Raw genomic sequence first — 19,551 nt, forward strand, 5'->3', positions numbered from 1 at the left:
GACCGTCAGCGGTAGACCTTGCCCGGCTCCGCCTTGCCCGGCGCGAGGAGCTGGGGCACGGTGACGAAGACGTAGCCGCGCTTCTTCAGCTCGGCGATGATGCCGGGCACCGCGGGCACCGTGCCCTTGTAGATGTCGTGCAGCAGGATGATGCCGTCGCGGCCGGCCTGTTCGAGCACCCGCTTCTCGATCAGCGCGGAGTCCTCGGTCGTGTAGTCCTTCGCCGTCACCGTCCAGAGGATCTCGGCCAGGCCGAGCTCGCGGGAGAGCTTGTTGACGGTGTCGTTCGTCCGGCCCTGCGGGGGCCGCATCAGCGTCGGCTTCTTGCCGATGAGCTTCTCGATCGCCTTGTTCGGGCGCTCCAGCTCGGCCCGCGCCTCCGCGGGCTTGATCTTGGTGAGGATCTTGTGCGACCAGGTGTGGCTCGCGACCTCGTGGCCCTCGGCGTCCATCTGCTTGACCAGCTCGGGGTACTTCTCGATGTGGTTCTTGCCGAGCGTGAAGAAGGTCGCGGGCACCTTCTCCTTCTTGAGGATCTTCAGCAGCCGCGGGGTGTTCTCGCTGGGGCCCGCGTCGAAGGTCAGCGCGATGCACTTGGCCTTGCGGCAGTCCACGGTGCCGAACGCGGCCCGGTCTTTGCCCTTCGCGTCCGCAGCGCCCTTGCGGACGGAGCTGGGGGAGACGGTGTCGAGCTTGGTGCAACCGGTGAGGGCGAGGACGGCGGCCACGCCGGCGGCGAGCGCGGCACCGCCGAACCTGGTGCGCGGAAGCAACTTCTTCCCTGTCTTCGTCATCTTGCTGGTCGGCATAACTATCGGACGCATGCGCGCACTATACATGCCGTGTATACGTCCCGTTCATAGCGCCTCGGGAGCCCGATGAGCGGGACGTTCGCACCGCGCGCCCACCGTACGCACCCCGCGCCGTGGGGACGCGCCACCGCCCCGCGCCCGGTCGCGCCTGCGAAGGGTGGGACGACAGGGGCGTCCGGGCCTGCTGTGGATGGCCGGTAGTCGGCGCAATCTCATCTGGCGGGACGGCCGCGTCGCACCGCAGCATGGCCAGTTGCCCGCGTCCTCGCCAGGGGGCCACGGGTGTGCGAAACGGGGGAACGACCATGCCAGGGACAGGACTGTCATCAGCCATGCCCGCACGCGGGCGGGGCACGTCGAAACGGGGAGCGCCCCGCCAGGAGCTCCGGCAGGAACGGCGCAAGGAACGCGGGCCCGACGGGGAGGCCGCGCCACCGAATGATCAAGGAGCATCCCTTCAGCAGGGCAGGGGGGTGCTCGTGGGAGCCTTCGCCCTGCTCGACGCGTTGCGTCGCCGCGGCGGCGAGGCCGGACTCACCGAACTCGCCCTCGCCTGCGCCCTGCCCAAGGGCAGCGCGCACCGCCTCCTCGACCAGCTCGGCCTGCTCGGCGCCGTGGAGCGCAGAGGCAACCGCTACGCCGTCGGGCCGCAGCTCTTCCGGCTCGGCCAGGCCTGGCAGCCCTACCCGGGGCTGCGCGCCGCGTCCCGCATCCCGCTGCACCGGCTGCGCGCCACCACCGGCGCCAGCGTCGTGCTCACCGTGCTGCGCGACGAGCTCGCCCTGACGGTGGCCTCGGTGCCCGGCCGGGTCGAGGGCCTGGTGCCGGTGCGCAACGGCATGAGCTTCCCGCTGGACACGGCCGCGGGGCGGGTCTTCACCGACGGACCGCGCGGCCCGTTCCTGGACCGCGAGCAGGTCCAGGAGGGCGTGTCCTGCGTCGCCGTGCCCGTGCGGGCGCCGGACGGGCGCACCGTCGCGGCCCTCGCCGCCGTGGTGCCCGCGCGCCAGCAGCTCGCCCAGGTCGCGGCCGAGACGGCCGCCGCGTCCGCGGCCATCGAGAGCAGGCTGGCCCGGATGCCGCCGCGCGAGGCGGCGGCCCGCTCGGCCATGCTCCTGTACTGAATTCCCGCTCCCGTCAGCGGGGGCCGCGCGGGTGTTCCGGTGAGTGGAACTCCCGTAGCGCGGCCCCCGCCGCATTCGTCATGGTGAGGTCACCCGGTGGTCGGGGAATTGCCGGCCGCATTCGGGGGAGGCCGCACGGGCGGGCCGCCGCCGGACGCCGGACGAACGCCTGCGGAACGAATCTGGGGGAATCCATGGACGGTGCCGAAGGCCCGGAGATCATCATCTGGGACATCACGTACGCGTGTCCGCTGCGCTGTGTCCACTGCTATTCCGAATCCGGCCGACGGCCCGCGCGGCACCTGCGTTCGGCCGCGGACGGCCTGCGCGTCGCCGACGCGTTCCTCGCCCTGAAGCCCCGCGTGGTGTCCCTCGCCGGCGGCGAGCCGCTGCTCATCAAGAACCTCCTGGACATCGCCGGGAAGCTCACCGCCGCGTCGGTCTCCACCTGCCTGTACACCAGCGGCTGGCTGTTCGACGAGGGCCTGCCCGACCGGCTCGCCGAGGTGTTCAGCCAGATCACGGTCAGCGTCGACGGAGCCCGCGGGGCGACCCACGACCGGGTGCGCGGGCGGGCCGGATCCTTCGACCGCGCCCTGACCGCGCTCGGCCACCTCGACGCGGCGGCCGCGCGCCGCGCCGCCGCGGGCCTCGGACCGCTGAATTTCACCTCCGAATACGTGGTCCTGCGCAGCAACATAGACGAGCTGGAGGATTTCGTACGCCTCATGGCACAGCGCTTCCCGCGCCTGGGCAGCATCACCTTCAATGCCGCCGCGCCCGCCGGACTCGGCAGCGGAGTGGAATTCGGCGAGACGGAACTGCTGTTCGACGAGCAGATGGAACACCTGGTTTCCGCGGAATTCCGGCAGCGCCTCCAGGACATCGCGGGCCCGGACATCCGCGTCTTCACCACCGACAACCTCGGCCTCGTCATGCCGCCCGACCCGCGCCTGCCGCGCGACGGCTCCCACGTGATGCAGGTCGAGCCCGACGGCGAGGTCCGCTGGATGCCCGTGTACGAGGGCTCCGTCGGCAACCTCCTGCACGACGACCCGCACGCCATCTGGGCCCGCGCCAAGGAGCGCTGGGCCGACCCGGACGTCCTCGGGGTCCTGGAGCCGGTGCGGACCGTGCGCGAGTGGGCCCGCGCGGTCCGGCTGCTCAACGACCGGTTCGCCGCGGACGCGGACCGCGAGCGCCTGGAGAAGCGCAAGGCGCCGGTGCCGGTCGCCCTCACCGCCAGGCCCTCGTGATGGCCGAGGCGCCCGCCCCGCCTGTGCCCGCGGCCCCACCGCCGCCGCCGATGATGACGCCGGAGGACTTCCACCGCTTCTCGCTCGCCGACCCCGACTTCTTCGAACGCCCCGAGCTGCTCGCCGACGACGCCGACCGGTTCGCGGCCGCCCGCCTCGACGCGCCGCCCGGCTGGCGGCGGACCACGTCGGACTGGTGGATCCAGCTGCGGCCCGCCGATCTGGCGCTGCCCGCCGAGGGCTGGCTCGTCCACGTCTCCGTCGGCCTCGCGGCCCTGGAGAAGGCCGTCGAGATCGTCTGGGGCCACTGCGTGGAGCGCGGCGTCCCCTTCGACTTCGTACGCGGCACCACCACGGCCCGCGAGGTCAACGGCGACAGCGCCGACCGCTTCGGCTGCGGCAGGCTCATCACCCTCTACGCCGTCGACGACGCCGTCCTCACCGGCACGCTCACCGACCTCGCCGTCCTGCTGCACGGCCTGACCGGGCCCCGCGTGCTCGGCTCCCTCACCCACCGCGACGGGCCGCTGCACGTGCGCCACGCCGCGTACGAAGGGCCGGGGCGGCCCGGCACCGCCGTCTTCGCGCCGCCCCAGGACCGGCCGCTGCCCCGGATCCTCGCCGACGACCTCGCCGCCAAGCACGCCGCGCCCGCCGACGACTTCCCGTACCGGGTGCGCAGCGCCCTGCGGCTCGGCTGCGGCGGCGGCACCTACCTCGCCCGCACCGGTCCCGGCGAGGGTCGCACCGTCGTCCTCAAGGAGGCCCGCCCCGGCGCGGGCCTCGACCGCGACGGAGCCGACGCCGTCACCCGGCTCGCCCGCGAACACGAGAACCTGGAACACCTCGCGGGCCTCGACTGCGTCCCGGTGCCGGGGGGCTACCGCACCGCCCAGGGGCACCACTTCCTCGAACGGGAGTACATCGAGGGCACCAACCTGTTCGCCGAGAGCCTCCAACTACCCCTGGGAGTGGAGGAGTACGCGCGCCGCGAGGCGCCCGACTACGCCCGCTGGGCCCACGGCGTCCTGGAGCACCTGGCCCGCGCCCTCGACGCCCTCCGCGAACGGGGCCTGCGCCTGGGCGAGCTGAAGCCCCACAACGTCGTCCTGCGCCCGAGCGGCGAGGTCGTCCTGGTCGACCTCACCTCCGCCACCGCCCTCGACGACGACCGGCCGCCCGCACACGGCGACCCCGGCTACACCGTGCCCCCGGGACTCACCGCCGTACAGGCGCACGCGTATCTGCTGAACCGCGTGCGCGTGGCGCTGCTGCTGCCCGTCGCCCTCGACGACCCCGTCAAGGTCCCCACCGTCGTGGCCGCCCTGGCCCGGCACTACCCGCTGCCGCCCGGCCAGGGCGAGCGGATCCTCGCCGGACTCCTGCCCCAGGGGCGACCCGAACGGCCCGACACGGCGGGCGAGTTGTTCACCGCCGAACCGCTCGACTGGCCCCGCGTCCGGGACGCGCTGGTCCGCGGCATCCACCGCTCGGCCACGCCCGAGCGCGCCGACCGGCTCTTCCCGGGCACGCCCACCGGGCCCCGGGCGCTCGGCGGCGCCGCGTTCGGGTACGGCGCGGCCGGGGTGCTCTACGCCCTGCACCGGGCGGGCGCCGAGGTCCCCGACCGCTTCGCGCGCTGGCTGACCGACGCCGCGCGCGCCGTCACCGACCCGCCGCCCGGCCTGTACGACGGGCTGCACGGCGTGGCGTACACCCTGGACCTGCTCGGCCACCGCGACGAGGCGCTCGCCGTGCTCGACCGGTGCGTGACCCCGCCAGGGCCCGACCTGTACGGCGGGCGCGCGGGCGCCGCCCTGAACCTGCTGCACTTCGCCGCCGTCACCGGCGAGCGGCGCTTCGAGGACGAGGCCCTGCGCCTCGCGGGGACGCTCGCCGCCGAGACGCCCGCGCCGCGGCCCGGCGCCCGGCCCGACCGCTACGAGCCCGTCGGCCTGCTGCACGGCCCGACCGGCGTCGCCGCGCTCTTCTGCCGCCTGCACGAGCGCTCCGGCGACGCGCGCCACCTCGACCTGGCCGAGCGGCACCTGGCGCACGACCTCGCCCGGTGCGTGACCGCGCCCGACGGCGGCGTCCAGCTGCGGCACGCCACCACGATGCTGCCCTATCTGCACGGCGGCAGCTGGGGCCTCGCGGCCGTGCTCCCGTATCTGCTGCGCCACCGCCCCGACGCCACCCGGGCGGCCCTCCTCGACGGCGTCCACCGCACCTGCGGCACCGTCTACGTGCGGTTCCCCGGGCTGCTCAGGGGCCGGGCGGGCGCGATCGCCACGCTCGCGGCGGCCCACCACGGGGCCCCGGCGCACGACGGCGCCGCGGCGCACCGGACCTCCCTGGAGACCCAGATCCGCCTGCTCTCCTGGCACGCCCGCACCTGGCAGGGCGCGCTCGCCTTCCCGGGGCTGCGGATGCCCCGGCTCTCCATGGACTTGGCCACCGGCTCCGCCGGTGTCCTGCTCGCCCTGGCCGCGGCCTTCGAAGGGGCCCTTGCCCTGCCGCACCTCCAGCCGTGGCCGGCCCGCACGACCGGACGTACGAGAGGAGGTGAACACCATGACCGACATCCTCGAACTCCAGGAGCTTGAGGAGGAGACCCTGTCGCTGTGGCCCTGCAACTCCGGCAGCAGCCAGAGCGGTTTCGCGTTCCTCTGAGCGTCACGGCGCTCCTGAAGGGTCGAGCGGCCGGCGGTGACGCCCTGGCCGCGGCCGCTCGACTCCGGCCCCGCACGGAAGGACCCGAGCCATGAGCCACCCCGGCGCCGCCCCGCTGTTCGCCGACGGCCTCGAACACTTCGACGACGAGGCGACGTGGTTCGCCCGCACCCGCGCCCCCGCGCCGGACGGCTGGGAGCGCGCCGAGCAGGGCCCCTGGGTCAACCTCCAGGCCGTCGGCACGCGGCTGCCCCGGCAGGGCTGGAAGGTGCACGCGTCGGCGACCCTCGCGGAGGCCGAGCGCGTCGTCGACACGGTCGCCGACTACTGCCTCGCCCACGGCATCGCCTTCAAGTTCCTGCGCGGCACCGCGATCCTGAAGCAGGTCAACGGCAAGCCCGCCGCCCGCTCCGCCGGCGGCAAGCTCGTCACCCTCTACCCCGCCGCCGACGCTGTCCTCGAACTCGCCCTCAAGGAGCTCTCGGCGCTCCTGCACGGCGTCGAGGGCCCCTACGTCCTCAACGACCTGCGCTGGGGCCCCGGCCCGCTCCACCTGCGCTACGGCGGCTTCGAGGAGCGCTACTGCTTCTCGCCCGAGGGCGCGTACGTGGCGGCCGTGGCCCGGCCCGACGGCGAACTCGTGCCGGACACGCGCGGCGCCTCGTTCAAGGTGCCCCCGTGGGCGGAGGTCCCCGCGTTCGTCCAGGCGCAGATCGACGCCGCGCGGGCCGAGCGCACCGGGGCCTTCCCCTACCGCGTCAAGAAGGTGCTCCTGTTCAGCAACGGCGGCGGCGTCTACCGCGCCGTGGAGCCGGCGACGGGCCGCACGGTGGTCCTGCGCGAGGCCCGCCCGCACGCCGGGCTCGACCTGGACGGCACCGACGCGGTGACCCGCCTGGCCCGTGAGCACGCCATGCTGGAGCGCCTCGACGACCTGCCCTGCGCCCCGAAGACGTACGGCCGCGTCCGCCACTGGGAACACCACTTCCTGGTGCAGGAGTTCATCGAGGGCGAGCCCCTGCACGAGGCGATCGGCCGCCGCCACCCGCTGCTGCGGCCCGCCCCCACCGAGGACGAGATCGCCGCCTACGCCGCCTGGGCCGACATCACGTACACGCGCGTCGAACGGGCCCTGGCCGCGCTGCACGCGCGCGGCATCGTCTTCGGCGACCTGAAGCCCGGCAACATCATGGTCCGCCCCGACGGCTCCGTCTGCCTCGTCGACTTCGAGGCGGCCCGGCACATCGGCGACGCCGCGCGCCCGGCCCTGGCCACCGAGGGGTTCAGCGCCCCTTGGGCGCGCTCCGGGTTCGCCGTCGACGACCACGCCCTCGCCTGCGTCCGGCTCGCGCTGTACCTGCCGCTCACCGAACTGCTGCGGTTCGCGCCCGGGGAGCCCGCCAAGCACGCGCAGCTCGTCGCGGCGGCCGAGCGCCGCTTCCCGGTGCCCGCCGACTTCGGCCCCTCGCTGCGCCGCGCGCTCGCGCCCCCGGCGCAGGAGGACGCGCCACGCCCGGCCTGGCCGCAGGCCCTGCAGGACTGGGACGCCCTCCTGGACGGGATGCGCGACGCGATCGTCGACAGCGCGACGCCCTACCGCGAGGACCGGCTCTTCCCGGGCGACATACGGCAGTTGGAGCACCAGGGCGCCGCGCTCGCGTTCGGGGCCGCCGGGGTGCTGCACGCGCTGCGCGTCACCGGCCGTGACGACCACCCGGCCTTCGCGGAGCACACCGACTGGCTGGTCGCTGCCGCCCGCCGCGCCCGGTGGCCGCGCCCCGGCCTGTACGACGGCGTGGCGGGTGTCGCCTGCGTCCTCGACGAACTCGGCCTGCGCGACGAGGCGCTGGCCGCCCTCGAAGGGCTGAAGGACGTCGAGCCGCACCGGTGCGGCCCCGGCCTCTTCGGCGGGCTCGCGGGCATCGGGCTCACCCTGCTGCGCTTCGGCGCGGACGCACCCGCCCTCGGCGGCAGGACGCGGTCGGCCGGGGGAGCCACGGCGGTCGGCCGGGAGCTGGTCCACCGCCTCGGCGCCGACCCCGGCGCGACCGGCCTGATGCACGGCTGGTCGGGCCCCGCCCTGCTCTTCACGCGCCTGTACGAGGCCACGGGCGACGCCTCCTGGCTGCGGCACGCCGAGACGGCCCTCGCGCGCGACGCCGGCCGCCTCGGCGTGCCGCGCGGGCCCCGCCTCCAGCTCAGGAGCGGCCCGCACTGGGTGACCGGCCTCGAACGCGGCAGCGCGGGCATCGGCCTCGCCCTCGACGCGTATCTGCGTGTCCGCCACGACCCCCACCTGGCCGGGGTCCGCGACCGGATCCGCGACGGCCTGGACACCGAACTCCTGCTGGACAGCGGCCTGTTGACCGGCCAGGCGGGCGTCCTGCACGCCTGCGCCCACCTGGGCGCGCCCACCGAGGCGCACCTCGACGCGCTCGCCCTGCACGCGGTGCGCTTCCGGGGCCGCCCCGCCTTCGCCCTCGACGGCCGGCTGCGCCTGTCCATGGACCTCGCCACCGGCACGGCGGGCGTGCTGCTCGCCGTGCACGCCGCGCGCACCGGTGCGGTGCCGGACGCCCTGCCGTTCCTGGCCCCGGCCGCCCGCTGCCCGTGACCGCCGCCGAGAGCCCGCCCGCCGCGCCCCACCGGCTGCTGCGCAACCGCGACTTCCAGCTGCTGCTGTGGGGGCAGGGCCTGTCCGTCCTCGGCTCCGGCGCCGCCGCCCTGACCCTGCCGCTGCTCGTCCTCGCCGAGACCGGCTCACCGCTGCGGGTCGGCCTGGTCGAGGCGGTGTGGACCGGCGCCGTCGCCGTGGCGTGCCTGGCGGCGGGCCCCCTCACCGACCGCTTCGACCGGCGCGCGGTCATGCTGTGGTGCGAGTACGGCCGCGTCGCCGTCAGCGCCGCCTTCGCCGCCGCCATCGCCCTCGGCCGCGCCCCGCTGCCGGTGCTCCTGGGCGCCGGGGTGCTGCTCGGCCTGCTCACCGCGCCGTTCAGCACGGCCGGGCTCGCCTCCGTGCAGAAGGTCGTCCCGGAGAGCAGACTCGCCGCCGCGCTCACCCTCAACCGCGTCCGCGGCCAGCTCGCCGGGCTGCTCGGACCGCTCGCGGGCGGCGCCCTCTTCGCCCTCGACCCGAGCCTGCCGTACTGGCTCAACGCGCTCTCCTTCCTGGTCTCCGCAGCCACCGTGCACGCCCTGCGCACCCCGCTCGACGCCGTGGAACGGGCCGGGCCGCGCTGGTGGCGGGCGTTTCGCGAAGGCGTCCGCTTCCTGTGGCGCGACCGGGTCCTGCGCCGGCTCACCCTGATCGCCTCCGCGCAGAACTTCGCCGTCGACGGCGTCGCCCTCACCGTCGTCGTGGTCAGCGGGCGGCACGGCACGTCCAGCTTCACCATCGGCCTGCTGTACGACTTCTGGGCCGCCGGGGCGCTCGTCGGGGCGCTGCTCGCGCCGCGCCTCGTCGACCGGGTGCCGTACCGGACCGTGCTCCTCGCGTGCGGCGCGGTGTGCTCCCTCGTGGTGCCGCTGATGGCGGTGAGCGCCGCTCCCGCCGCCCTCGCCCCGCTGCTCGCCGCCTGCGCGGCGGCCGTCTCGCTCTCCGGTTCGGTCATGACGTACGCGCAGGTCGTCCGCACCCCCGACACGCTCCAGGGACGGGTGCACAGCGGCGTCGCGCTGCTCCTGCTCGCGGCGCCGCCGCTCGGCTCCGCGCTCGCGGGCCTGCTCCTCGAACGGTTCCCGGACGAGGTGTCCTATCTGACCTTCGGCGCGCTGCTCCTGCTCCTCACCGCCGTCACGTCGCAGACGTCCCCGACGTCGACTCTTTCGCCCCGCTCGGCGTAGACCTCGGTGAGCCCGACGATTCGCCCCCGCGGCGTCGCACAGGTGAGCTGGTACGCCTCCTTCTCGCCGTACGTGGCCGGGAGCGGCGCGGCGAAGTCGACGCGCCCGCTCCAGTCGTCGACGGCGCCCGGGTCGGCCTGCGCGTAGTTGACGAGGACCGCGCGGTACTCACCGGGCGGCGGGTCGAGGAGGACGGCACGGGCGGACGTCTCGCCGCTGGTGTCCGAGGCGACGGGCCTGCCGGAGGCGTCGTACAGATACAGGTCCCAGTGCGTGCGCGGCGACGTCCAGGACACGCCGACGGTCATCCTGCCGTTGTCCGCCGCGGGCGGCCCGGCGACGCGGAACGTGAAGCTCTCCGCCGCCGGGTCGTCCGGGTAGCGCTCGTTGACCGGGGGCACGCCCGGCGGGTTGGCGACGGCGATGCCGTCCTGCGGCGGCCCCTGCGGGTCGCGCCCGTACCGTCCGGCGACGTACGGCCGCGTCGAGGGGTTCACCGCCCACCGGAACCGCCCGCCGGGCGCGGTGAGGTGCGTGGTGAGGTCGTCCCGCACGGACAGCGGCGGCTTCGTCGATCCGTCCGGCTGGAGCACGGGCGAGGTCGGCGTCCGGAACGTCTTGTGCAGCGTCAGGCGGTGGCCCGCGGGCGCCCGGCCGGTCAGCGTCGCGTGCGTGGCCGGGTCCGCGGCGTGCGCGAGGACGGTGCGCAGCGCCCCGCGGTTGCCGCCCCTGCCCGCGCCCGCCGCCGGGGGCAGGCCCGCGTACTCGGCGACCACGGCCTCGGCGTACGGGCCGTGGAAGCCGCTGCCCGCCAGCTCGACGGTGAGGCCCCAGCCGCCGGTCGCCCAGTACGACCAGTCCTCGGTGGAGCCCGTGTTGTCGTACAGCTCCCAGCTCGCCCGGGACGGATAGCCGGTGCGGGCGGCGAGCGCGGCGCCGAGCCTCCGGTAGGCGGGCTCGTCGAGCGGCGGCCGGGTGCCGACGAGGCCGGGCGGGCGCAGCACGAGGGCGGCCGGGGTGTGCAGCGTGGTCAGGTTCGTGACCTGGCGCGTGGACACCAGGGCGCGGACGTTGCGCACCTCGGGCTCGCTGAAGGGCGCGGGGCCGCGGTAGGTGTCGCCGTGCCAGTCGAGCCCGGCGCCGGGGCCGCCCCAGAAGCCGCCGTAGTTGCGGTTCGGGTCGGTGCCCCGCGCGCGCCCCGCCGGGTTGGCCGCGCACGTGCCGGTCGCGTACTCGGGCGGCGAGTCCCGCACGCTGCAGTTCTTGCGCTTCGACTCGTAGTCGAAGCGGGACTGGTCGCCCCGGGGCGCGGCCTCGCGGGAGACGGCGAAGCCGTCGGGGCTCACGACGGGCACGACGACGCTCCGCGTCCGCGCGACGAGCCGTCGTAGGGACGCGTCGTGGGCGTGGCCGCGGACCAGGTCGTACGCCCACTCCAGGGCGACCTCCCCGCTCGGCCACTCGCGGGCGTGGTGCACGCCCAGGGTGAGGTTCACGGGCCTGCCGTCGCCGTGCCGCACGTCCGCGCCGATCTCGACGCCGACGACGTCCCGGCCCTCCCACGTCGGCTCGGGCAGCGTGAACGCCCTGACGAGGCGCGGGTGGGCGCGGTCCAGCTCCTTCATCTCGAACTCGTAGTCGTACAGGTGCCGGTAGCCGGTGCGGCCGGAGGGCAGCGGGGACCGCGCGGTGCGCGCCGCGTACGCCTGGTCCGCACGGGCGTCCGCGGCCGCCTGCCGGGCGAGGTCGCGCCGGAGGACCCGCCAGGTCAGGCCCGTCCGGGTCAGCGCGGCCCGGTCGGCGGCGCCGGCGAGCACGACGTCCAGGCCGTGCGCGTCGCCCCCGCCGGTGACGTCGAGGCCGAGCCGGGCGAGGCGGTCGCGGTCGGTCCGGCCGGGCGTGCGGACGCGGACGAGCTGGGGCGGGGCCGCGGCGGGCGGCCCGGCGCGGTCGCCGTGCAGCGGCGGCACCGGGCGCCCGGCCGCGGGCGTCCCCGGCGGCGAGGCGAGGAAGTCGAGCCCGAGCCGCACCTCGCGTGCGGGCCCGCCGTAGCGGCAGCCCTGCACCACGAGCCGCTGTCCGCGCTCGACGAAGCCCTCGGCCAGCTCGCGGGAGCGCGGGGCCGCCGACGCGGCGACGACCCTGCCCGTGTCCCGGTCGAACACGGCGAGGTCCCAGTCGCCCGCGGGCCGCCCGCCGGGGGTCAGGCGCGCCTGGACGATCCCGGCCACGTCCGCGGTCACCTCACGCCGGTCGGCGCCCGCCGCCCCGGGCGGCAGCGGCCGCGCGAAACAGGAACGGGCCACGGACCGGTCCGCCCGCAGTGCGTCCGGCGGCGCCGCCCGCGCGGCGCCCCCGGACGGCACGGCGAGGGCGGCCGCCACGACCGCGAGCACGGCGGCGCCGACGGCTGCTCTTCCCGAACTCCCCACGCTGTCCCACCCCTTCGGTTCGAGGACGACGGCCCTGACCCTGCGCGGCACCGTCGGCAGGAGCAGGGTCCCACCGCGGGGGAGCGGTCTCCCAGAGGCAGGGAGCGGGTTCCCACGGAACGGGCGGGGGCTGCCCGGATGGGTTTGTCGATCTTGGGCGCGCAGGATGGACGGGCCGGGCTTCCGGCCCACCAGCCTCTTCTCCCAAGGGAGTTCACCGTGACCGACCGTTCAGCCTCCGTCCGTTCCCACCGCTCAGGGCCTCGTGCGCGCGTGGCGGTGGTGGCGCTGCTGGCCGCCGCCCTGGGCGCCGTGGGCACGCTGCCCGCGTCCGGGGCGCCGTCCCAGGGCCCGCGTGACGCCGTACGCAAGGAGGCCGTACACAAGGACTCTGTACGCAAGGACTCTGTACGCAAGGACGTGGAGCGCCTGGTGCGTGACGCCCGCTTCCCCGCCGCCCTGGTCGCCACGGCCGACCGCGACGGGCGTGCCCACCACTACACGGCCGGGGTCGCGGACCTGCGCACGAAGAGGAAGGTGCCGGTCGACGGACGGGTGCGGGCGGGCAGCAACACCAAGACGTTCACCGCGACCGTGGTCCTCCAACTGGTCGGCGAGGGCAAGGTCGACCTCGACGCCCCCGTCGAGACGTATCTGCCGAACCTGTTGCGCGGCGACGGCATCGACGGCCGGAACATCAAGGTCCGCCAGCTCCTCCAGCACACCAGCGGACTGCCCGAGTACACCGTCCACATACTCAAGGACGTCTTCGGCAAGGCCCGCCACACCTACTACCAGCCCCGCGACCTGCTGGACATCGCGCTGAAGCACAAGGCGGACTTCGAGCCCGGCGCCCGCTGGGCGTACAGCAACACCAACTACGTCGTCGCCGGTCTGCTCATCGAGAAGGTCACCGGGCGCCCGCTGGCCGAGCAGCTCACCGAGCGGGTCATCGACCGCATAGGCCTGCGCCACACCTACTTCCCCGGCGTCGGCGAGGAGGGCATCCGGGGCCCGCACGCCCGTGGCTACGACGCGGCGCGGCCCGGGGCGCCGCTGAAGGACGTCACCAGGATCGACCCCTCCTGGGGCTGGGCCGCGGGACAGCTGGTCTCCACCCCGGGCGATCTCAACCGGTTCTTCTCCGCGCTGCTCGGCGGCGAGCTCCTGAAGCCCGCGCAGCTCGCCCAGATGCGCACCACGGTCAAGGTGCCCGACGGCTTCAGCCAGGTGAAGGGGGTCCGGTACGGGCTCGGCCTGAGCCGTACCCCGCTGAGCTGCGGCGGAGCGATGTGGGGGCACGGCGGGAGCATCCCCGGCTCCTACACCTACCCCGGCGTGACCGACCGCGGCCGGGCCGCCACGATCGCCGTCACCGCCAACAGGGAGCCCACCCGGGACGCCTTCGCGAAGGCCGACGCCGTGGTGGACGCCGCGCTGTGCCGCAAGTGAGCCGACCCTACGGCGCGTTGGTGAAGGAGCGGCGGTAGGAGCGGGGCGGCACTCCCCGGCGGCGTACGAACTGTTCGCGCAGCACGGCGGCGCTGCCGTAGCCGACGCGGCGGGCGATCTCCTCGACGGGCAGGTCCGTCGTCTCCAGGAGTTCCTCGGCGCCGCTGAGGCGCAGGTTTCGCAGCCAGGCGTGCGGAGTGGTGCCGGTCGCCGCGGTGAAGCGGCGGGCGAAGGAGCGCTTGCTCATCGCGGCGCGCCGGGCCAGCTCCGCGACGGGCAGCGGCTCGTGGAGGTGGGCGCGGGCCCAGGCGAGGACGTCGGCGAGCCGCTCGTCCCGGGCGTCCTCGGGGACGGGCGCGGCCAGGTACTGGGCCTGCCCGCCGTCGCGGTGGGAGGGCAGCACCATGTCACGGGCGACGGTGTTGGCGAGCGCCGCGCCGTGCTCGCGCCGCAGCAGGTGCAGGCACATGTCGAAGCCCGCGGCCGCTCCCGCGCCCGTGACGACGCGCCCCTCGTCGATGTAGAGGGCGTCGGACTCCACGCTGACGTCCGGGTGACGGCGGGCGAGGAGTTCGGCGAAGCGCCAGTGCGTGGTCGCCCGGCGGCCGTCGAGCAGCCCGGCCGCCGCGAGCGCGAACGCGCCGACGCAGTGCGCCGCGACCAGCGCGCCGCGCTCGTGGGCGAGCCGCAGCGCGTCGAGCACGGCGGGCCCGGGAGGCGTGCGGAACCCCGCCGACGGCAGGGCGATCAGGAGTTCGGCGGAGGCGAGCCGGTCCAGGCCGTGCGCCACGGTGACCGGCACGCCGACGTCGGTGGTGACGGGGCCCGGCCGGTCGGCGCAGAGCGCGAAGTCGAAGGCGGGCAGGTCCGCGCCGTGCGGGGCGAAGACCTCGGCGACGACGCCGACGGCGAGCATGCCGACCCCGGGCGGGGCGTAGGCGGCGACGTTGGTGAAGGGCGGCACGCGGGCAGTGTGCCACGTGGCACGAATCCCGCGATCATAGGCACAGCTGCCACTCGTACGCCTCTGACCTGCTCGGAAGGATGGAGGCATGACAGACGCACCGCTCGGCCGCAGCGCCGTGCACACGATCCTGACCACCGGCTACGTGGGCTCCACCGGCCCCGGCGTCGCCGCGACCGTCTCCTACGTCGCCGACGCGGGTCGCCACATCGTCTTCGACCCCGGCATGGTGGCGAGCACCGACGACATCCTCCGGCCGCTCGCGGAGCTCGGGCTCGGCCCCGACGACATCACCGACGTGGTGCTCAGCCACCACCACCCGGACAACGTCATGAACGCGGGCCTGTTCCGCCGGGCCCGGGTCCACGACCACAAGGTGGAGTACCGGGGCGACCAGTGGCGCAACCGGGACGCCGAGGGCCACGAACTCACCCCGTCGCTCCGGCTGATCCGCACCCCGGGGCACAGCCCCGAGGACATCACGCTCCTCGCGGGCACGGCCGACGGCGTGGTGGCCTTCGCCGGTGACCTGTGGTGGCACGCGGCGGGCCCGGCGGACGACCCCGTCGCCCCGGACCGCGACGTCCTGCGCGCCTCCCGGCGCCGGGTCGTGGCCGTGGCGGACCTGATCGTGCCGGGCCACGGGGCCCCGTTCGTGCCCGACGGGACGACGCCGCTCTAGCAGGGTGACGTTGGGCTGTCAATACTTCGAGGGGTGCGCGAGGTCCGGGATGTGAGGGGGCGTCAGGGCGCGGCAGGCGGACGCGGCAGCCGCCCGGGGGCTCCCGTCCGTCCCGTCAGCAGGACATTCCGCACGGGCGTAAACGACGCGTTGTCACTGGTGCGATATCGCTCGAAAAGGCTTGTAGGGATTCCGCACCCGGTCTAACGTGACGAACGACCGTGGCCGGTGAACATCATTTTCCCATTCGGGCGATTTCCAATCCGGAGGCAGCAATGCGCTTTCATCGAGTGTGGTCTGCGCCTGTCGAGTTCCGGGCCCTGGAGCCGTGCGGGGAAGTGGTATTACGCTCGGCCGGGAAAAGGAACCAGAACGTTTGACGATACATGTGGTCGTTCCTCGAAGCGGCGGACCTGATGACGGATATTTCCGTTCGTAAAGGGTCCTTCGGTCGGTGGGGCGGTCCGTCCCCTGTCGGCCCCGGCACTTTCCTGGTTCCTGCCGCACGCCGTTCGACTGCCATTCGGACTTCCGGCATGCGCCTCGCGCAGAGGCGCGGCCGGTTACAGGACCGCTCACACCGCACAGAGAGACCAAAAGAAGGGCGCTCCCATGCAGGGTTCAGCAACAAACGAAAAGGAAGCCAGCACAGTGAGTGCAGCGGATGTGGAGCAATCGGCTCTGAAGTGGCTGCGTGCCGAGCTGGACGATCAGGAGATCAGCGGCTCCGACAACTTCCTCGACATCGGCGGCCACTCGCTGACCTTCTCGAAGCTGAATGTTTTCCTCGGGGACTCGTTCGGCATCTCCCTCGACATGAAGACGACGTACGACGGGACCCTGGCCGCGGCGCTCCTCGCCGCGCAGCCGATCACCACCGAGCCGACCAGTAAGTAAGGGAGTCACCAGACATGACCAGCAGCCCCGTGCGTACGGAGTTCTCGCTGTCGGACGAGGAACTGGCGTTCTTCGAGAAGAACGGCTACATCGGTCCGATCACCATCTACACGCCCGAGGAGATGGACCAGCTGTGGAAGACCGTCCAGCGCGAGACGCTGGACCGGTCGCACGCCGCGTACCCGGAGGTGGACAAGGGCGTCGGTGCCCCGAACATCTTCAACTACGACCGGCACCTGGACGTCGACCTGCTGGCGCGCCACGTCATGAACCAGCGGATCACCGACCGGGTCGCCTCGATCCTCGGCCCGGACCTGCTGTGCTGGCGTTCGGAGTTCTTCCCGAAGTACCCCGGCGACGAGGGCACCGACTGGCACCAGGCGGACACCTTCGCCAACGCCAGCGGCAAGCCGCAGCTGCTGTGGCCCGGTGAGTCCGAGGAGTCGTTCGGCGCCGGCACGCTCACCGTGTGGACCGCGTTCACCGAGTCGAACCGTGAGAACGGCTGCCTCCAGGTCATCCCCGGCACGCACCACCAGATGAACTACGACGAGTCCAAGCAGATGGACTACAACGAGGAGCGCATCAACTCCGAGGTCAAGGACGGCGTTCCGCGCGGCTTCTTCGGTTACGACTACCGGCAGCTGCAGAAGGACCCGAACTGGAAGCCCAACGAGGACGACGCGGTCGCCTTCGAGATGGAGAAGGGCCAGTGCATCATCTTCTGGTCCACGCTGATGCACGCCTCGCTGCCGAACATCGCCACCGGCAAGAACTACCGCATGGGCTTCGCGACCCGCTACGTGCCCACCTCGGTGCAGATCTACCCCGGCACCGACCACATCGAGGAGTACGGCGGCAACATCTCGCTGGACAAGTGGTCGGCGGTGCTCGCCCGCGGCCGTGACGAGTTCGGTCACAACAAGATCGCCACGGAGACGCTGCGCGGCACGAAGTACCTGCCCGCGTAAGCCGGGCCGCGCCGCGGATCAGCGGCGTGCCGTGACGGGACGACGACCCGCGGCCTGCCCGGCCGCGGGTCGTCACCCTGAGCGCTCCACCGGGGCCGCCGTTCGCGGGCCCCTCGGTGGCGCCGCACCTTCCATCACCACCTCCGGGGGACAGCAGCACCGTGACCACACCCAGTACGTCGAGACCCGCGGTCGCCTTCATACCGCCGTCCTGCTGCGGAGCGGGCTACTTCCGCAGGCTGCGCCGCGAGCTGGGTGACCGGGTCACCTTCCACGCCCTCGAACTCCCCGGCCACGGACGCCGCTACCAGGAGACCCCGCTCACCGACGCCGCCGAGGCCGTCGCGGACCTCGTCGCCCGCATCGACGCTCCGCTCGACGCCCTGTACGGCGAGAGCCTGGGCGCCTACCTCGCCCTGGGCGTGGCCGACGTGCTCCAGCAGGAGCGGCCCCCGCTGCTGCTCGCCGCGTCCAACTCCCCGCCGTCGGTGCGCGGCCGCATCAGGACCGAGGAGCTCGACACCATCGAGGCCGCGGTCGCCGCGCTGCGCGCGATGGGCGGCGAGATACCCCCGGAAGTGATCAGCGACCCCGAACTCGCCGAGAGCGCCTATCCGTTGATCCGCGCGGACCTCTTCCTCTCCCAGTCGTGCATCGACCTGGTCCGCGGGAGCGCCGCGGCCGGGAACCTGACGGTCCTCGCCGGTACCGGGGACACCGCGCTGACCCGCCTGGAGGCGTGGTCGGCGCACACCCGGGGGCGCTGCGAGGTGGCGTCCCTCTCCGGCGGACACCTGCTGTCCGCCGCGAACCCCGCGGCCGTCGCCGAGCACGTCCTGGAGGCGCTGGCCCGGGGCTGAGGCCACCGGGCCGGAGGCCGTGGACCCGCGGCTGAGGCCGCCCGGCCGGGAGGCTCGCCCACGCCCGGCGGTCCTCCGCCGTTCCGCACCCCGCGCCCGCCCCCCACGTCCCTCCCCGGGCGCCCGTCCCTCCGTGATTCCCCCTGGCGCCCGCTCGTTCCGCCCCTCCCCTCGCCGCCCTGCGGTGGCGGCCGTTCAGTCCTTATCCGAAAGGAATCACGATGGTGCTGTCCCAAGCGCCTCTTCCCGCGATCAGCCACCATCAGATGCTGGTCTTCCTGCTCCAGGTCGGACTGCTGCTGGGCGTCGCGGTCCTCCTCGGCAGGCTGGCCACCCGGCTCCGGCTGCCCCGCGTGGTCGGCGAGCTGTCCGCGGGCGTGCTCCTCGGCCCCTCGGTCTTCGGGAACCTCCTGCCCGACCTGCGCGACTGGCTGCTCCCGCACGACACGGCACAGATGCACCTGCTCGCCGCGGTGGGGCAGCTGGGCGTGCTGCTGCTCGTCGGCATCACGGGCGCGCACATCGACTTCGGCCTGATCCGCAGCAAGCGCAAGGTGATCGGCTACGTCAGCACGGCCAGCGTGCTGCTGCCCCTGGCCCTGGGCATCGGCCTCGGGTTCCTCATGCCGCACTCGCTGATGGCCCCCGGCGCCGAGCGGGGCACCTTCGCCCTGTTCGTCGGCGTCGCGATCGCGGTCAGCGCGCTCCCGGTGATCGCCAAGACCCTGCTCGACATGGACCTGCTGCACCGCAACGTCGGTCAGCTCATCATCGGCGCGGCCGCGATCAGCGACATCGTCGGCTGGATGCTCCTGTCGGTGGTCGCCGCGATGGCCACGCGCGGCCTGCACGCGGGCCTGGTCCTGGAGTCCGTCGCCTATCTCGTCGCGGTCCTCGTCTGCACGGTCCTGGTGGCCCGGCCGGTGGCCCGCAAGGTCCTGCAGTTCACCGACCGCTCGCCGCAGTCGGACGTCAGCACCGCCGCGATCGCCACGATGATCCTGCTGTTCTCGGCGGGCACGCTCGCCCTGGACATGGAGCCGATCCTGGGCGCCTTCCTGTGCGGCATGATGATCAGCTCGCTCGGCACCTCCGCCCGGCGTTCGCTGGACTCGATGCGCCCGTTCGTGATGTCCGTCCTCGCGCCGCTGTACTTCGCCACCGCCGGGCTCCAGGTGGACCTGGGCGCGCTGACCCGGCCCACGGTGCTCCTCGCCGCGGTGGTCACCCTGCTGATCGCCACCCTGGCCAAGTTCGCGGGCGGCTACCTCGGCGCCCGCATGGGGCGGCTCGACCACGGCGAGGGCCTCGCCATCGGCGCGGGCCTCAACGCCCGCGGCGTCGTCGAGATCGTCATCGCCACGGTCGGACTCAACCTCGGCGTCCTGACCACCGCCACGTACACGATCGTGGTGCTGATCGCCGTGATCACCTCGATGATGGCCCCGCCGTTCCTGCGGCACGCCACCCGGAGCATGCCGATCACCACCGCCGAGCACGAACGGCAACGGGAACTGGCCGGACAGGCCTCCTGACCGCCGCCGCCCCACCAGGGCGCCGGCAACGCCAGGGCCCCGCCCCCGAG

The 19,551-nt window shown here is 74.1% G+C and carries 14 protein-coding genes; 11 read left to right on the top strand and 3 right to left on the bottom strand.

The genetic code is table 11. The features are described 5' to 3' along the window. Positions 1-5: 5 nt before the first annotated feature. Positions 6-794, bottom strand: coding sequence for a polysaccharide deacetylase family protein (locus MQV74_RS31385; RefSeq protein ID WP_242729255.1), 789 nt, complete (start codon positions 792-794; stop codon positions 6-8). A gap of 497 nt (positions 795-1,291) precedes the next feature. Between MQV74_RS31385 and MQV74_RS31390 the strand changes: the two genes are divergently transcribed. From MQV74_RS31390 to MQV74_RS31410, 5 genes are all read left to right on the top strand, one after another. Then, positions 1,292-1,936, top strand: a complete 645-nt coding sequence (locus tag MQV74_RS31390) for a helix-turn-helix domain-containing protein (RefSeq protein WP_242725461.1) — start codon at positions 1,292-1,294, stop codon at positions 1,934-1,936. Positions 1,937-2,130: 194 nt separating this feature from the next. Then, positions 2,131-3,192, top strand: a complete 1,062-nt coding sequence (locus tag MQV74_RS31395; protein WP_242725464.1) for a radical SAM protein — start codon at positions 2,131-2,133, stop codon at positions 3,190-3,192. A gap of 50 nt (positions 3,193-3,242) precedes the next feature. Further along, positions 3,243-5,798: a serine/threonine protein kinase gene (locus MQV74_RS31400; RefSeq protein ID WP_242725467.1), complete on the top strand. Its 2,556-nt coding sequence runs from the start codon at positions 3,243-3,245 to the stop codon at positions 5,796-5,798. Positions 5,799-5,956: 158 nt separating this feature from the next. Next, positions 5,957-8,479: a class III lanthionine synthetase LanKC gene (lanKC, locus tag MQV74_RS31405; protein WP_242725470.1), complete on the top strand. Its 2,523-nt coding sequence runs from the start codon at positions 5,957-5,959 to the stop codon at positions 8,477-8,479. Next, the gene (locus MQV74_RS31410; RefSeq protein ID WP_242725473.1) at positions 8,476-9,708 is read left to right on the top strand and encodes an MFS transporter; all 1,233 of its coding nucleotides are present in this window, start codon (positions 8,476-8,478) and stop codon (positions 9,706-9,708) included. The genes lanKC and MQV74_RS31410 overlap by 4 nt, the downstream gene beginning before the upstream one ends. Here the strand turns inward: MQV74_RS31410 and MQV74_RS31415 are convergent. Then, positions 9,618-12,140, bottom strand: a complete 2,523-nt coding sequence (locus MQV74_RS31415) for a M14 family zinc carboxypeptidase (protein WP_242725476.1) — start codon at positions 12,138-12,140, stop codon at positions 9,618-9,620. The genes MQV74_RS31410 and MQV74_RS31415 overlap by 91 nt on opposite strands. A gap of 219 nt (positions 12,141-12,359) precedes the next feature. Here MQV74_RS31415 and MQV74_RS31420 point away from each other — a divergent pair, with 219 nt between their 5' ends. Next, positions 12,360-13,592: a serine hydrolase domain-containing protein gene (locus MQV74_RS31420; protein ID WP_242725479.1), complete on the top strand. Its 1,233-nt coding sequence runs from the start codon at positions 12,360-12,362 to the stop codon at positions 13,590-13,592. Positions 13,593-13,599: 7 nt separating this feature from the next. On the opposite strand, the gene MQV74_RS31425 is transcribed toward MQV74_RS31420, so the two are convergent. Continuing rightward, positions 13,600-14,508, bottom strand: a complete 909-nt coding sequence (locus MQV74_RS31425) for a GlxA family transcriptional regulator (RefSeq protein ID WP_242729256.1) — start codon at positions 14,506-14,508, stop codon at positions 13,600-13,602. Positions 14,509-14,644: 136 nt separating this feature from the next. Between MQV74_RS31425 and MQV74_RS31430 the strand changes: the two genes are divergently transcribed. The 5 genes from MQV74_RS31430 (at position 14,645) to MQV74_RS31450 (ending at position 19,501) form a co-directional block, all read left to right on the top strand. Further along, a complete protein-coding gene (locus MQV74_RS31430; RefSeq protein ID WP_242725481.1) occupies positions 14,645-15,238 on the top strand; it encodes an MBL fold metallo-hydrolase in 594 nt (197 codons plus the stop codon). A gap of 651 nt (positions 15,239-15,889) precedes the next feature. Next, the gene (locus MQV74_RS31435; protein WP_172387784.1) at positions 15,890-16,135 is read left to right on the top strand and encodes an acyl carrier protein; all 246 of its coding nucleotides are present in this window, start codon (positions 15,890-15,892) and stop codon (positions 16,133-16,135) included. A gap of 14 nt (positions 16,136-16,149) precedes the next feature. Then, positions 16,150-17,106: a chlorinating enzyme gene (locus MQV74_RS31440; RefSeq protein WP_242725484.1), complete on the top strand. Its 957-nt coding sequence runs from the start codon at positions 16,150-16,152 to the stop codon at positions 17,104-17,106. Positions 17,107-17,267: 161 nt separating this feature from the next. Continuing rightward, positions 17,268-17,966: a thioesterase II family protein gene (locus MQV74_RS31445; RefSeq protein ID WP_242725487.1), complete on the top strand. Its 699-nt coding sequence runs from the start codon at positions 17,268-17,270 to the stop codon at positions 17,964-17,966. A 221-nt stretch (positions 17,967-18,187) separates the two neighbouring features. Next, a complete protein-coding gene (locus tag MQV74_RS31450) occupies positions 18,188-19,501 on the top strand; it encodes a cation:proton antiporter (protein ID WP_242725490.1) in 1,314 nt (437 codons plus the stop codon). The last annotated feature ends 50 nt before the right edge of the window (positions 19,502-19,551 follow it).

This window comes from Streptomyces sp. AN091965, from assembly GCF_022698285.1.
Lineage (GTDB): Bacteria > Actinomycetota > Actinomycetes > Streptomycetales > Streptomycetaceae > Streptomyces.

Excerpts from the sequence above, each read along its gene's own strand:
- MQV74_RS31385 (WP_242729255.1), bottom strand. The coding sequence starts at position 794 with ATGACGAAGACAGGGAAGAAGTTGCTTCCGCGCACCAGGTTCGGCGGT.
- MQV74_RS31395 (WP_242725464.1), top strand. The coding sequence starts at position 2,131 with ATGGACGGTGCCGAAGGCCCGGAGATCATCATCTGGGACATCACGTAC.
- MQV74_RS31400 (WP_242725467.1), top strand. The coding sequence starts at position 3,243 with ATGATGACGCCGGAGGACTTCCACCGCTTCTCGCTCGCCGACCCCGAC.
- lanKC (WP_242725470.1), top strand. The coding sequence starts at position 5,957 with ATGAGCCACCCCGGCGCCGCCCCGCTGTTCGCCGACGGCCTCGAACAC.
- MQV74_RS31425 (WP_242729256.1), bottom strand. The coding sequence starts at position 14,508 with ATGCTCGCCGTCGGCGTCGTCGCCGAGGTCTTCGCCCCGCACGGCGCG.
- MQV74_RS31430 (WP_242725481.1), top strand. The coding sequence starts at position 14,645 with ATGACAGACGCACCGCTCGGCCGCAGCGCCGTGCACACGATCCTGACC.
- MQV74_RS31440 (WP_242725484.1), top strand. The coding sequence starts at position 16,150 with ATGACCAGCAGCCCCGTGCGTACGGAGTTCTCGCTGTCGGACGAGGAA.
- MQV74_RS31450 (WP_242725490.1), top strand. The coding sequence starts at position 18,188 with ATGGTGCTGTCCCAAGCGCCTCTTCCCGCGATCAGCCACCATCAGATG.